The organism is Thiohalorhabdus sp. Cl-TMA (genome assembly GCF_041821045.1).
GTDB classification, from domain to species: domain Bacteria; phylum Pseudomonadota; class Gammaproteobacteria; order Thiohalorhabdales; family Thiohalorhabdaceae; genus Thiohalorhabdus; species Thiohalorhabdus methylotropha.
In genome coordinates, this window is the sequence record NZ_JBGUAW010000005.1 from 1 (window position 1) to 12,779 (window position 12,779).

11 protein-coding genes are annotated in these 12,779 nt (G+C 66.1%); all 11 read left to right on the plus strand.

Annotation, left to right across the window (positions count from 1 at the left end; translation table 11 throughout):
- Window positions 1-306: 306 nt before the first annotated feature.
- The 11 genes from ACERLL_RS07825 (at window position 307) to ACERLL_RS07875 (ending at window position 12,771) form a co-directional block, all read left to right on the plus strand.
- Window positions 307-1,188: an amidohydrolase family protein gene (locus tag ACERLL_RS07825; RefSeq protein WP_373655519.1), complete on the plus strand. Its 882-nt coding sequence runs from the start codon at window positions 307-309 to the stop codon at window positions 1,186-1,188.
- A gap of 140 nt (window positions 1,189-1,328) precedes the next feature.
- The gene (locus ACERLL_RS07830; protein ID WP_373655520.1) at window positions 1,329-1,787 is read left to right on the plus strand and encodes a ribosome maturation factor RimP; all 459 of its coding nucleotides are present in this window, start codon (window positions 1,329-1,331) and stop codon (window positions 1,785-1,787) included.
- Between the two features lie 43 nt (window positions 1,788-1,830).
- On the plus strand, window positions 1,831-3,342 hold the full coding sequence (gene nusA, locus ACERLL_RS07835) for a transcription termination factor NusA (RefSeq protein ID WP_373655521.1): 1,512 nt from the start codon (window positions 1,831-1,833) through the stop codon (window positions 3,340-3,342).
- Between the two features lie 10 nt (window positions 3,343-3,352).
- Entirely contained in the window at window positions 3,353-3,943 is a 591-nt protein-coding gene (locus ACERLL_RS07840) for a DUF448 domain-containing protein (protein ID WP_373655522.1), read from the plus strand.
- On the plus strand, window positions 3,930-6,491 hold the full coding sequence (infB, locus tag ACERLL_RS07845) for a translation initiation factor IF-2 (RefSeq protein WP_373655523.1): 2,562 nt from the start codon (window positions 3,930-3,932) through the stop codon (window positions 6,489-6,491). Before ACERLL_RS07840 ends, infB begins: the two co-directional genes overlap by 14 nt.
- A 142-nt stretch (window positions 6,492-6,633) precedes the next feature.
- Window positions 6,634-7,008, plus strand: a complete 375-nt coding sequence (gene rbfA, locus ACERLL_RS07850) for a 30S ribosome-binding factor RbfA (RefSeq protein ID WP_373655524.1) — start codon at window positions 6,634-6,636, stop codon at window positions 7,006-7,008.
- Window positions 6,998-7,981, plus strand: a complete 984-nt coding sequence (locus tag ACERLL_RS07855; protein ID WP_373655525.1) for a DHH family phosphoesterase — start codon at window positions 6,998-7,000, stop codon at window positions 7,979-7,981. Before rbfA ends, ACERLL_RS07855 begins: the two co-directional genes overlap by 11 nt.
- Before the next feature lie 52 nt (window positions 7,982-8,033).
- Entirely contained in the window at window positions 8,034-8,924 is an 891-nt protein-coding gene (gene truB / locus ACERLL_RS07860) for a tRNA pseudouridine(55) synthase TruB (protein ID WP_373655526.1), read from the plus strand.
- 157 nt (window positions 8,925-9,081) lie between these two features.
- A complete protein-coding gene (gene rpsO / locus ACERLL_RS07865) occupies window positions 9,082-9,351 on the plus strand; it encodes a 30S ribosomal protein S15 (protein WP_373655789.1) in 270 nt (89 codons plus the stop codon).
- 17 nt (window positions 9,352-9,368) lie between these two features.
- Window positions 9,369-11,465, plus strand: a complete 2,097-nt coding sequence (gene pnp / locus ACERLL_RS07870) for a polyribonucleotide nucleotidyltransferase (RefSeq protein WP_373655527.1) — start codon at window positions 9,369-9,371, stop codon at window positions 11,463-11,465.
- 43 nt (window positions 11,466-11,508) lie between these two features.
- Window positions 11,509-12,771: a M16 family metallopeptidase gene (locus ACERLL_RS07875; protein ID WP_373655528.1), complete on the plus strand. Its 1,263-nt coding sequence runs from the start codon at window positions 11,509-11,511 to the stop codon at window positions 12,769-12,771.
- The last annotated feature ends 8 nt before the right edge of the window (window positions 12,772-12,779 follow it).

Sequence of the window (12,779 nt, forward strand, 5' to 3'; positions counted from 1 at the left end):
AAAACGCGGCGCGCCGATGATAGTGCGGGGCCTCCCCGTGCGAAAGTAGGTCACCGCCAGGCATTTTCGCCAAGCCCCCGGGGTCCCCCCGGGGGCTTTTTTTTTGCGAACAGGGAATGGGCTCGGCGCATTCGGGGATAAGGGATGGTGCGAATGCCGCAGGTTCCGCTGGCGGCCCGATTTTTGGGGGACTGTTGCCGGGCGTAGAATGTAATTGAGGTTTTGCGGTCCATTTCCCTTTTCCAACGGAGCTGCAGAAGAGTGCGTGGTTTTGACGGGTCCATAGGCCGACAGGGCCTTGCAGCCTTGGTCGCCCTCTTTCTGGTCAGCGGCATGGCAGCAGCCGAGCCGCAGCCCGTGGCCGATGTGCATCTCCATTACAACTGGGATCATGAGGAGGTCACCCCGCCGGAGGTGGCCGCGGAGAAGCTAGCCCGGAACAAAGTCGCCTTCGGCGTGGTCTCCGGGGTTCCGGCGGCGCGGGCGCTCAAGCTGAAAGAGGCCGCTTCGATGCCCGTGATCGCCTTTTTCAGTCCCTATATCCATCACCGGGGGCGATTGGATTGGCACCGGGACGAACGGGTCCTCAAGCGGACCAGGGCGGCCCTGGCCTCCGGCCGGTTTCACGGCATTGGCGAGGTGCACTTCGTCGCGAGTATCGGTCCCCCCTGGAGCAATCCGGTCTTCCAGGGGCTCCTGGATCTTGCCCGGGAGTTCGAGGTTCCGGTTCTGGTCCATGCGGAAGCCTCGGACCACCGGTATTTCCTCCCGGTCTGCCGGAGCAATCCCGGGGTCCGCTTCCAATGGGCCCATGCGGGCGCCCGCATGGGGCCGGAAGCCGTGGGGGCCCTGATGGAGGCGTGTCCCAATGTATGGACCGAGCTGTCCGCACGGGATCCCTGGCGCTATGGGCGCTTCGCCGCGGAAGACGGCAGCCTGCCGGAGGCCTGGCGCCGACTGTTCGAGCGCTTCCCCGAGCGGTTCATGATCGGCTCCGATCCGGTCTGGCCTCCGGGGATGGTGTTCCGCTGGGATACCGCCGACACGGGATGGCGGCGGTTCGAGCAGTTCCTTGACTATCACCGGCGCTGGCTTCGTGCGCTTCCACAAGATCTTGCGCGGAAAATCCGGCTGACCAATGCGCAGCGATTCTTCGCCTACGCCCTTTCCGAGCCCAGGAACCAATAGGGCGCGTACTGGTCTCAAAGGGGCAAGGGTTGGGAATCCCTGGATCTAATGGTAGAATTCGGGATTCCATGGAGTTCGGCCAATCCCGAAAAGTGGGTCGCGCACCCGCTTTTTTTTATTTCAGGTGACCGAGGCAGGCAATGTCGGCGATCGGACGGGATGGGCTCATCCAGATGCTGGAGCCCACGGTCCGCGCCATGGGCTATGAGCTGGTTGAGCTCGAGCTTGTGGGCGGTAGTGGGAACCGTGTCCTGCGCTTGTTCATCGACACCCCGAGCGGGGTGACTCTGGACGACTGCGAGGCGGTAAGCGGAGCCGTCGAGGAAGTCCTCGACGGCGAGGACCCCATTCCCGGCGAGTACAGCCTGGAGATCTCCTCGCCCGGCGTGGACCGCCCGCTGCGTAAGGACGAGGACTACCAGCGGTTCGCGGGCGAGACAGTGAAAATCAAGACCTTCGGGCCGGTTGACGGGCAGCGCAGCTTTACCGGCACGCTGATCGGTCTGGAGGAAGGGCAGGTGATCTTGAATACGCCGGCCGGGCGGGCCGCCATCCCCCGGGAGCAGATTGCCAAGGCCCATTTAGTGGCGGATTTGTAGGCCAGTGACACCAGATTCGGCAGGATCGGAGGATGCTCCGCCTATGAGTAGCGAAATCCTGATGGTGGTCGATTCGGTTGCCCGGCAGAAGGGCGTCGATAAGGACATCATCTTCCAGGCCATGGAAGCGGCCCTGACCACCGTATCCAAGAAGAAGTACGGCCAGGACAAGGCCATCCGGGTGGAGATTGACAAGGATACCGGTGATTTCCGGAGCATCCGGTATTGGACGGTGGTGCCCGACGACGCCGAGCTCGAAGAGCCCGAGCAGGAGATGCACCTCTCCGAGGCCCGGGAACGGGATCCCGAGGTGGAGGTGGGCGGTACCGTCGAGGAGGATCTGCCGCCCATCGAGTTCGGGCGCATCGCCGCCCAGACCGCCAAGCAGGTGATCCTGCAGAAGGTCCGTGAGGCCGAGCGGGACATGGTGGTGGAAGAGTACGAGGACCGGGTCGGTGAGCTGATCACCGGCGTCATCAAGCGCATGGAGCGCGGCAACGCCATCATCGACCTGAACCGTACCGAGGCCATCCTGCCCCGCAACGAGCAGATCCCGCGTGAGAATCTGCGCGCGGGGGACCGAGTACGGGCTTACCTGTATGATGTGCGCCGGACGCAATCCGGCCCGCAGGTCTTCCTGTCGCGGACCCATCCGCAGCTGATCGTGCGCCTCTTCGAGCTGGAAGTGCCGGAGATCGCCGAGGGCATCATCCAGATCCGCGGGGCCGCCCGGGATCCGGGATCGCGCGCCAAGATCGCCGTGTCCACCTCCGATGATCGGATCGATCCCGTAGGGGCGTGCGTCGGCCTGCGCGGTTCCCGGGTGCAGAAGGTCGTGGACGAGCTCGCCGGCGAGCGGGTGGATATCATTCAGCACACCGGCGATGCGGCCACCTTCGTCTGCAATGCCTTGTCTCCTGCGGAGATCAGCCGGGTGGTGGTGGACGAGGAGCTCCACACCATCGACGTGGTGGTGAACGAGGACCAGCTTTCCCTCGCCATCGGACGCGGCGGCCAGAACGTTCGGCTAGCCAGTCAGCTTACCGGCTGGGAGATCGATATCCTCACCGAGGAGGAGGAGCGCGAGAAACGGACCAAGGAATTCGAGGTCTACCAAAAGCTGTTCATGGAGCAGCTGGAGACCGACGAGGAGGTGGCCGGGATTCTCGCCGAGGAAGGCTTTACTAGCCTGGAGGAGATCGCCTACGTCCCCCTCTCGGAGCTCGCCTCCATCGAGGAGTTCGACGAGGAGATCGCCCAGGAGCTCCGCACCCGGGCCCGCGATGCCCTGCTCAACAAGGCCATCGCCGAAGAGGAGCGCCTGGAGTCGGAAATGGATCCGTCCCTCATGGAGGTGGAGGGCATGGACGAGGCCACCGCCCGCCGCTTGGTGAGTGGCGGCGTCAAATCCCAGGAGGACCTGGCCGACTCGGCGGTGGATGAGCTGCTCGACATCGAAGGCATCACCGAGCAACAGGCCCAGGACCTGATCATGGCTGCCCGTCGGCCCTGGTTCGAAGGAGGCGAACAGGCCTCCGGCCACACGGAGGGCTGAACGAGAATACATGGCGAACCCCGAGCGCCAATGCTGTGCCTGCCGTCAGGTACACCCGAAAGGCGAGCTATTGCGCTTCGTTCTTGGACCCAACCGGCTCCCGGTGCTGGATCTTCGGGACAAGCTCCCGGGGCGGGGCGCCTATCTGTGTCCGCGGAGGGCGTGCATCCGCAAGGGCCTACAGCCCAAAGGGGTCCCGCGGGCCCTGGAGGCGAAGCCTCCCGAGCAATCCGCGGAGGAACTGCGTATCGAAGCCCTTGACGGCCTGGAGCGACTTTTGAGGGAGCAGCTGGGGCACGCCCATCGTTTCGGGGCCGTGGTGTGGGGTAGCGATCGCGTGACCGATGCCCTCTCCGCGGGACAGGCGGATTGGGTGCTGATTGCCGTGGACGCGGCACAACGAACAGTAACCGACATGTGCAGCCGGGCAGGCGGGGATCGGGTCTTTCGGGCCCCGGCCAAGAGTGAGCTGGGGGGAGTCCTTGGACCGGCTGAAGTGGGGGTGGCCACCGTTACGCACCCCCGCATGGCGGACAAGATTCAGGCTCTGGCGGTGCGCTGGAATCGGCTGAGAGAGGAGAATGGTGATGGGCAAGGTTAAGGTATCCACATTCGCCCGCGAGATGGGGACGTCCGACGAAAAGCTCCTCGAGCAGTTACGGGCCGCCGGGGTGGAGAAGCACTCCGCCGATCAGTTCGTCAACGACGAGGATAAGCGCCAGCTGCTCGCTTATCTGCGCAAGAGCCATGGCGGTGCCGACGAGGAAGAGGAGCCGGCACCCAGCAAGATCACGCTCAAGCGCCGGTCCAACCGGCAGGTGAAGCAGAGCTTCTCCCACGGGAGATCCCGGACCGTGGAGGTGGAGGTGCGCAAGAAGCGGACCTTCGTCAAGCGGCGCCGCGACGAAGAGCTGGGCGACGAAGAGCCGGAAGCGGAAACCGTAGGCGCCGAGGCTGCCGAGCTGGAAATGGAGGGGGCTGCCGCCGGCTCCGCGCCCGTTGCCGAGGAGCACGAGGCGCCGAGTACGGCGGAAGCCGAGGCCGCGCCGGAGACCGAGGAAGGCGAAGAGACTACGGAGCGTGAAGAGGCCCCGATGGAAGAGGAGGCCGAGCCGGCCGAGCAGCAGACGGCGGTCGAGGAAGCCCCTGCGGAGGAGGCCGCCGCCGTGGAAGGTGCGCCCGCGGAGCAGCCTGCCCCGGAGGAGGGCCCCGCCCCCGACAAGGGCAAGAGCAAGAAGGGACGTAAGGAACAGGAAGAAGAGCTCCGGAACAAGGAGGCTTCCGAGGAAGAGGGCTTCGAATCCAAGAAGCAGCGTAAGAAGCGTGAAAAGCGCGCCAAGCGTGAAGGGCGGAAGCGCGAGGACCGCCGCGGCTTCGAGCGTCCCGAGCCTCAGGTTCGCGAAGTGGCCGTACCCGACACCATCTCCGTGGAGGAGCTATCCAACCGGCTGGCCCTGAAGGCCACCGAGCTGATCAAGCAGCTCTTCAAGATGGGCGTCATGGTTACCAAGAACGACACCCTGGACTCCGATACGGCCACCCTGGTGGTCGAGGAGCTCGGGCACAAGGTGAAGCACGTATCGGAGGAAGCCCTCGAGGAGGAGGTCTTGGCGGCCGAAAAACCCCAGGGCGAGGCGGTGGCCCGCCCTCCCGTAGTAACGGTCATGGGCCACGTGGACCATGGCAAGACCTCGCTGCTGGACTACATCCGTAAGGCCAAGGTCGCCGCGGGCGAGGCCGGCGGAATCACCCAGCATATCGGCGCCTACCACGTGGATACGGATAACGGCACCCTGGTGTTCCTGGATACCCCGGGGCACGAGGCCTTCACCGCCATGCGGGCGCGCGGCGCGCAGGTCACCGACATGGTGATCCTGGTGGTGGCCGCCGATGACGGTATTAAGCCCCAGACCATGGAGGCCATCGACCACGCCAAGGCGGCGGAGGTCCCCATCGTGGTGGCCGTGAACAAGTGCGACCTTCCAGATGCGGAGCCGGAAAAGGTCAAGCAGGAGATGTCCCAGCACGGTCTGATCCCGGAAGACTGGGGCGGCGAGACCGTGTTCGTGAACCTCTCCGCCAAGACCGGGGACAGGGTGGACTCGTTGCTGGAGATGGTGGCTCTGCAGTCGGAGCTGCTGGAGCTCCAGGCCGTGGCCGAGGGCCCCGCCCAGGGTATCGTCATCGAATCCAAGCTGGACCGAGGCCGCGGCCCGGTGGCTACCATCCTGGTGCGCGAGGGTCGGCTCCATCAGGGAGATGTCCTCCTGGCGGGGCCCGAGTACGGCCGGGTGCGGGCCCTTGTGAACGAGTACGGTGATAACGTCGAGGATGCCGGCCCCTCCATGCCGGTGGAGGTGCTCGGGCTCTCCGGCGTCCCGGAGGCCGGCGACGACGCGCAGGTGGTGACCGAGGAGCGCAAGGCGCGCGAAATATCGGAAATGCGCCACCAGCGCGCCAAGGAGCAGCAGATCGCCGCCAACAAGCGCGCCAAGCTGGAGGGCATGTTCGAGCAGATGCAGCAAGGCGAGGTGGCCGAGCTGCCCATCCTGCTCAAGGCCGACGTCCAGGGCTCCGTGGAGGCCATGCGCGAATCCCTGGAGAAGCTGTCCAACGAAGAAGTGCAGGTCAAGGTGATCCACGCCCAGGTGGGCGGTATCAACGAGTCGGACGTCAACCTGGCGCTCGCCTCCGAGGCCATCATCATCGGCTTCAATGTCCGCGCGGAGGCCTCCGCGCGGCGGCTGATCGAGCAGAACGGCGTGGACGTGCGCTACTTCAGCGTGATCTACGAGGCCGTGGACCAGGTCAAGGCGGCCCTGGAAGGGCTGCTGGAGCCGGAGATCACCGAGGAGATCACCGGCCGCGCCGAAGTGCGGGATCTGTTCCGCGTGCCCAAGATGGGCACCGTGGCCGGCTGCCAGGTCATCGAGGGCCACGTCACCCGCAACGCGAAGGTTCGCGTGCTGCGCGACAACGTGGTGGTCTACGATGGCCAGCTGGACTCCCTCAAGCGCTTCAAGGACGACGCCAAGGAAGTGCGGGAAGGCTACGAGTGCGGTATGGGCATCAAGGACTTCAACGACCTGAAGATCGGCGATGTCCTGGAATGCTACGAATCCCGGGAGACCGCCAGGACCCTGGACTGACGGCGGCGGGCGCCGGCCGCCGGCCACCGGCATTCCCTCGGCAAAGCGTGGCCTCTCGCTCCGGGCGGGGACAGCGATCCGCTCGGCCATCCGGTCCGTCAGGGCCCGCCGGTCCAGCAGGCCGCGGGCGAAGGAAGCATCGTTGAGTCAAGAAACCTCCCGAACGCGACGTGTGGGGGAGCTCATCCAACAGGAGCTGGGCCCGCTGGTGCAGACCGAGCTCCGCGATCCGCGCCTGGCCTGGGTCAGCATTCTGAAGGTGGACGTGGCCCCGGACCTCAAGTCGGCGCGGGTCCACTACTCGTGCATGCCCGGCACCGAGGCCGACGAGGACCGGGATGCGGTTCAGGAAAGCCTGGAGCGTGCCAGCGGGTACATCCGCGGCCAGATCGGCCGCCGGCTCACCCTGCGCTCGGTTCCGCACCTGTACTTTGCCTACGACGACTCCCTGGAGCAGGGCGATCGCATGAACCGCCTGCTCCGTTCGCTCCATAACGGGGAAACCGATGGCGAATGAGGCGACCCTGGCCGATGCGGCAGCCTGCATCGCCCAGGCCGACAGCGTGCTGCTCTCCACCCATGTCAGTCCGGACGGCGATGGCATCGGCTCCGGTCTGGGCTTGGCCAAAGGCCTGGCGGCCATGGGCAAGGAGGCCCTTCTCGGCATCGCCGACCCGGTGCCTTCTTACTTGTCCTTCCTGCCCGCCGGCGACTTCGTGCGCAGCGGGCCGGGGGACGGAAAGCACTGGGACGTTCTGCTGACACTGGATTGCGGCGACTGGGAGCGCCTCGGGGACGCACCCGGGGATCGTTCCCGGTTCGGCACGGTCATCAACCTCGATCACCACCGTTCCAACGAGCGCTACGGCGACATGAACGTGGTGATCCCGGAAGCCTCCGCCACTGGCCTGCTGGCCTTCCAGCTCCTGGAGGAGATCGGGGCGCCCATCGGCTCCGAAACGGCCTTGTGCCTCTACACGGCGATTGCCACCGATACCGGGTTTTTCCGCTACAGCAATACCGATGTGACCACCTTCGAGGCGGTCACCGAGCTGGTGCGGGCGGGGGCCACGCCGTACACCGTCCATCACGCCCTGCACGAGAACAATCCGCCCTCCCGGCTGCGGATGATGGGCGAGGCCCTGCGGCTGCTGGAGTTCCACGGCGACGGGCGCATCGGTATCATCCCGCTGGATCCCGGTGCCTACCAGCGCGCGGACGCCGCCCCCGAGGACGCCGAAGGTTTGGTGGAGCTGCCGCGCTCGGTGGCGGGCGTGGAAGTGGCGGTCCTCCTGCGCCCCACGCTCGAGGAAACTGCCTACAAGGCCAGTCTGCGCTCCAAGAAGCAGGTGGATGTGTCGCGCGTCGCCGAGCGATTTGGTGGGGGCGGGCATGCCCGGGCCGCGGGGTGCCGCCTGGAGCTTCCGCTGGATCAGGCCCGGGACCGGCTGGTGGCCAGCATCCAGGAAGAGCTCAACCGCGCGGGATAAACCTCCGCGGCCCCCTGCATCCGTTAACTCCGAACAGGATGAAAGCCGTCTTATGAGCGATGCCGTCAACGGGATCCTGCTGCTGGATAAGCCCCGGGGACTCTCCTCCAACGCCGCGCTGCAAAAGGCCAAAAAGCTCCTGAAGGCCCGAAAGGCCGGGCACACGGGCAGCCTGGACCCAATGGCCACCGGGCTGCTGCCGCTCTGCTTCGGCGAGGGGACCAAGGTTTCCAAGTTCCTGCTGGAGGCCGACAAGCGCTACTGGACAACGCTCCGTCTCGGCCAGGAGACCACCACCGGGGACGCCGAGGGCGACGTGGTAGAGAGCGCCCCAGTAGAGCTGAATGAGCAACGTGTCCGCGAGGTGCTGGAACGGTTTACGGGCGAGATCGAGCAGGTGCCTTCCATCTACTCCGCGATCAAGCAGGGCGGCGAGCCGCTCTACAAGAAGGCGCGCCGCGGCGAGGAGGTGGAGGAGCCCAAATCGCGGACGGTGCAGATCCACGAGCTCCGGCTCCTTTCCCTAGATGGGGAGCAGCTAGAGCTGGATATCCGCTGCTCCAAGGGCACCTACATCCGGACCCTGGCCACCGATATCGGCCGGGCACTGGGCTGCTTCGCCCACCTCTCGGAGCTGCGGCGCACCGCCTCCGGCCCCTTCCGTATCGAGGATGCCGTGGCGCTGGAGACCCTGGAGGAGCAATCCTTCGAGGAGCGCCGCCACCGGGTGCTCGCCGTCGATGCGGCGCTGAGCGATTTCCCGGCCGTGGAGCTCGGCGAGACCGCGGCCTACTACCTCCTGCAGGGGCAGCCCGTTATGGTGCCCAAGGCCCCGGAGGGCCAGTTCCTCCGGCTCTACGACGATTCCGGGAAGTTCCTGGGTGTTGGGGCCACGCTGGCGGACGGGCGCGTGGCCCCCAAGCGGCTCTTCCATCTGCCCTGAAAAGCGGGGCCCGCTTGCTCCGCAGCCGCCACTGGGTCTAGAATTAAGCCTTCACGCCCCGGTTGATCCCGGGGCATTGACGTTTCTCCGCCGCGCCGGATTCGCACAAGCAAGCGGGTCTGGACGGAATGGATTGCAACCGAGGGGTTTTTGCGGCATGACCATGACCGCCGAGCAGAAAAATGAAGTCATCAGTGAATTCAAGCAGCACGACAACGACACCGGCTCTCCGGAGGTGCAGATCGCGCTGCTCACTACTCGGATCACCGAGCTGACCGAGCACCTGAAGGATCACAAGCAGGACCATCACAGTCGGCGCGGCCTGCTCAAGATGGTCGGTAAGCGGCGCAAGCTGCTCGACTACCTGAAGGGCAAGGACGTGAACCGCTATCGCACCGTGATCCAACGTCTCGGGATCCGCAAATAACCCCTCAGGAGCCCCCTTTGCCGCTCGAAGCTCACAAGGTAGAACTCGAATACGGCGGGCAACCGCTCACGCTGGAGACCGGCAACCGTGCCCGCCAGGCGGACGGGGCCGTAACCGTGACGCTCGGCGACATTGTGGTGCTGGTCACCGCGGTGGCCCGGAAGGAGGCCAAGCCGGGACAGGCCTTCTTCCCGCTGACAGTGAACTATCAGGAGCGCACCTTTGCCGCCGGGAAGATCCCCGGCGGCTTTTTTAAGCGGGAAGGCCGGCCCTCCGAGAAGGAAGCGCTGACCTGCCGGCTCATCGACCGGCCCATCCGCCCTCTGTTTCCGGACTCTTTCCTCAACGAAACCCAGATCGTCGCCACCGTGCTGTCCGCTGACGGCGAGAACGATCCGGATATCCCGGCCATGATCGGCGCCTCCGCCGCCCTGGCCATCTCCGGGATTCCCTTCGACGGTCCCATCGGCGGTGCGCGGGTGGGCTACGTGGACGGCGAGTTCGTGCTCAATCCCACCTTCGAGGAGCTGGAGTCCTCCGATCTGGACCTGGTGGTGGCCGGTACCGGCGAGGCCGTATTGATGGTGGAGTCGGAGGCCAACCGCCTCTCCGAACAAACCATGCTGGACGCGGTGCTGTTCGGCCACGAGAAGATGCAGCCCGTGATCTCCGCCATCAACGATCTGGCGGCTACCGTGGGCAAGCCCCGCTGGGAGTGGGAGGAGCCCGAATCGGATGCCGAGCTGGCGGCGCAGGTGCGCGAGATCGCGGAAGCCGATCTGCGCGCGGCCTATGCCATCCGTGAGAAGCAGGATCGTCAGGACGCGGTGGGCGAGGCCAAGGACAAGCTGTTCGAGGCCCTGGAGGTGGATCCGGAAGGGGATCCCGACCGTGCCGGCGAGATCAAGGATCTGTTCAAGGAGCTGGAGAGCCGCATCGTCCGCGAGGACGTCCTGGCCGGCGAGCCGCGGATCGACGGCCGCAGTCTCACGGATATCCGGCCCATTACCGTGGAGACGGGCGTTCTGCCACGAACCCACGGCTCCGCCGTCTTTACCCGCGGGGAGACGCAGGCCCTGGTGGTCGCCACGCTGGGCTCGGGGCAGGATGCCCAGGTGATCGACGCGCTGGAGGGGGAGACCCGTGAGCGCTTCATGCTTCACTACAACTTCCCACCCTTCTGTACCGGCGAGACCGGCTTCATGGGGTCGCCCAAGCGGCGGGAGATCGGCCACGGCAAGCTGGCCAAGCGGGCCCTGGAGGCGGTGATCCCGAGCCACGAGGACTTCCCGTACACCCTCCGCGTGGTCTCGGAGATCCTGGAGTCCAACGGCAGCTCCTCCATGGCCACCGTCTGCGGCACCTCCCTCGCCCTGATGGACGCGGGCTGTCCCATCGAGGACCCGGTGGCCGGCATCGCCATGGGGCTGGTGAAAGAGGGCGACGAGTTCGCGGTGCTCTCCGACATCCTCGGCGACGAGGACCATCTCGGCGACATGGATTTCAAGGTTGCGGGGACGAAGAACGGCGTGACCGCCCTGCAGATGGATATCAAGATCGCCGGTATCACGCGGGAGATCATGGCCAATGCCCTCGAGCAGGCCCGCGACGGCCGCATGCACATCCTCGGGGAGATGGGCCGGGTGATCGATCAGGCCCGCACGGAACTTTCCCAGTATGCCCCGCGCATGATCACTTTGAAGATCAAGCCGGAGAAGATCCGAGACATCATCGGGCCCGGGGGCAAGAATATCCGCACCCTCACCGAAGAGACCGGAACCAGCATCGATATCGACGATGATGGCACGGTCTACATCTCCTCCACCAACGCCGAGGGTGCCGAGGAGGCCAAGCGGCGCATCGAGAAGACCGTTGAGGAAGTGGAGGAGGGCAAGATCTACGAAGGCAAGGTGGTCCGGATTACGGATTTCGGCGCCTTCGTGAATATCCTCCCGGGAACGGACGGCCTGCTGCACATCTCCGAGATCGCTCCGGAGCGCGTGGAGAAGGTTACCGACTACCTCAACGAGGGCGACATGGTCCGGGTTAAGGTGCTGGAGATCGACAACCGGGGCCGTATCCGGCTGTCCAAGAAGGTCCTGGACGCCGGTTGAGACGCCACCGAACAGCCGTGCCCGTAGACCCCGACGGGATGCCATGAGCACCCTTTTCCCCGCTTTCAACCGTCGCGCCGACGCCGTCCCGGAAACCGTTTATCTGCTCGATAACGGGGTCCGGGTTCTGGTGCGTCCGGAGCCCGGCCATCCCGCGGTGGCCCTGGGGATCTGGGTGGAGAACGGCAGTCGCTTCGAGGGGCCCGAGGAGAGCGGATTGGCGCATCTCCTCGAGCACATGGTCTTCAAGGGGACGCGGGACTTCACCGTGCGTGACGCCGCGGAGGCCATGGACCGCTACGGGTCCGAGGTGGATGCCTGGACGGGGCGGGAGCTTACCGCCTATACCCTCGAGGTGCTGCGCGAGGACGCGGCCGACGCGCTGCACCTGCTCGCCGACATGGTGGCCCGGCCCGCCTTTCCCGCCGAGGAGCTGGAGCGGGAGCGGCGCGTGGTGGCCGCGGAAGCCGCCATGGTGCGGGAGGACCCCGAATCCTGGCTCCTGGACAGGCTGGTGGCGGAGGGGTGGCCGGAGCATGCCGCCGGCGCGCCCATACTCGGCAACCCCGACGTTATTGCCGAAACCGATCGGGAGCGTCTGGCGGCGTACCATGCCCGCAGCTACACCGGGGGCCGGATCACGGTGGCTCTGGCCGGGGACGTGGATCCCGAGGCCGTCCGGGATCAGTGCGCCCGGGAGCTCGGGGAACTGCCCAGGGGCGAGCGTCCCGCCGACCGACCCCCCGCGTTCAGCGCCGGGGAAGGCATCCTCGACGGCCATGTGGAGCAGGCCCACGTGGGAATCTGCGCCCCCGGCACGGCGCGGCTGGACGAGGACCGTTTCGCCGCCGGAATAGCCAACCATATCCTCGGTGCCTCGGTCACTTCGCGGCTTTTCCGGCAGCTTCGCGAGGAGCGCGGACTGGCCTACACCGTGTATTCGGAGCTTGACAGCCTGCGCGATTGCGGGCTGTGGGCGGTCTATCTGGCCTGTCCCGCCGAGGAGCGCGAGCGGGCAGCGGATCTGGTTCGGGAGATCCTCGATGGCATGGTGGCCGAGGGGTTCGAGCCGGAGGAAGTGGAGCGGGCGCGGCACAGCCTGCGCTCCGGCTTGCTCCGCAGCGGGGAGACGCTAGAGCAGCGGCTCTCCCAGGCCGTGGGCGATATCCTTTATCATGGGCGAACGGTGCCCCGGGAGGAACGGCTGAAAGCCCTGGAGGCCGCGAGCCCGGAGCGTGTGCACCGGGTGGTGGCGGAGCACTGGCGCCGTCGCCGCTTGCTGGCCCTGGTCCCCGAAAACGCCTGAGCTCCCCT

Excerpts from the sequence above, each read along its gene's own strand:
- ACERLL_RS07830 (WP_373655520.1), top strand. The coding sequence starts at position 1,329 with ATGTCGGCGATCGGACGGGATGGGCTCATCCAGATGCTGGAGCCCACG.
- nusA (WP_373655521.1), top strand. The coding sequence starts at position 1,831 with ATGAGTAGCGAAATCCTGATGGTGGTCGATTCGGTTGCCCGGCAGAAG.
- ACERLL_RS07840 (WP_373655522.1), top strand. The coding sequence starts at position 3,353 with ATGGCGAACCCCGAGCGCCAATGCTGTGCCTGCCGTCAGGTACACCCG.
- infB (WP_373655523.1), top strand. The coding sequence starts at position 3,930 with ATGGGCAAGGTTAAGGTATCCACATTCGCCCGCGAGATGGGGACGTCC.
- ACERLL_RS07855 (WP_373655525.1), top strand. The coding sequence starts at position 6,998 with ATGGCGAATGAGGCGACCCTGGCCGATGCGGCAGCCTGCATCGCCCAG.
- truB (WP_373655526.1), top strand. The coding sequence starts at position 8,034 with ATGAGCGATGCCGTCAACGGGATCCTGCTGCTGGATAAGCCCCGGGGA.
- rpsO (WP_373655789.1), top strand. The coding sequence starts at position 9,082 with ATGACCATGACCGCCGAGCAGAAAAATGAAGTCATCAGTGAATTCAAG.
- ACERLL_RS07875 (WP_373655528.1), top strand. The coding sequence starts at position 11,509 with ATGAGCACCCTTTTCCCCGCTTTCAACCGTCGCGCCGACGCCGTCCCG.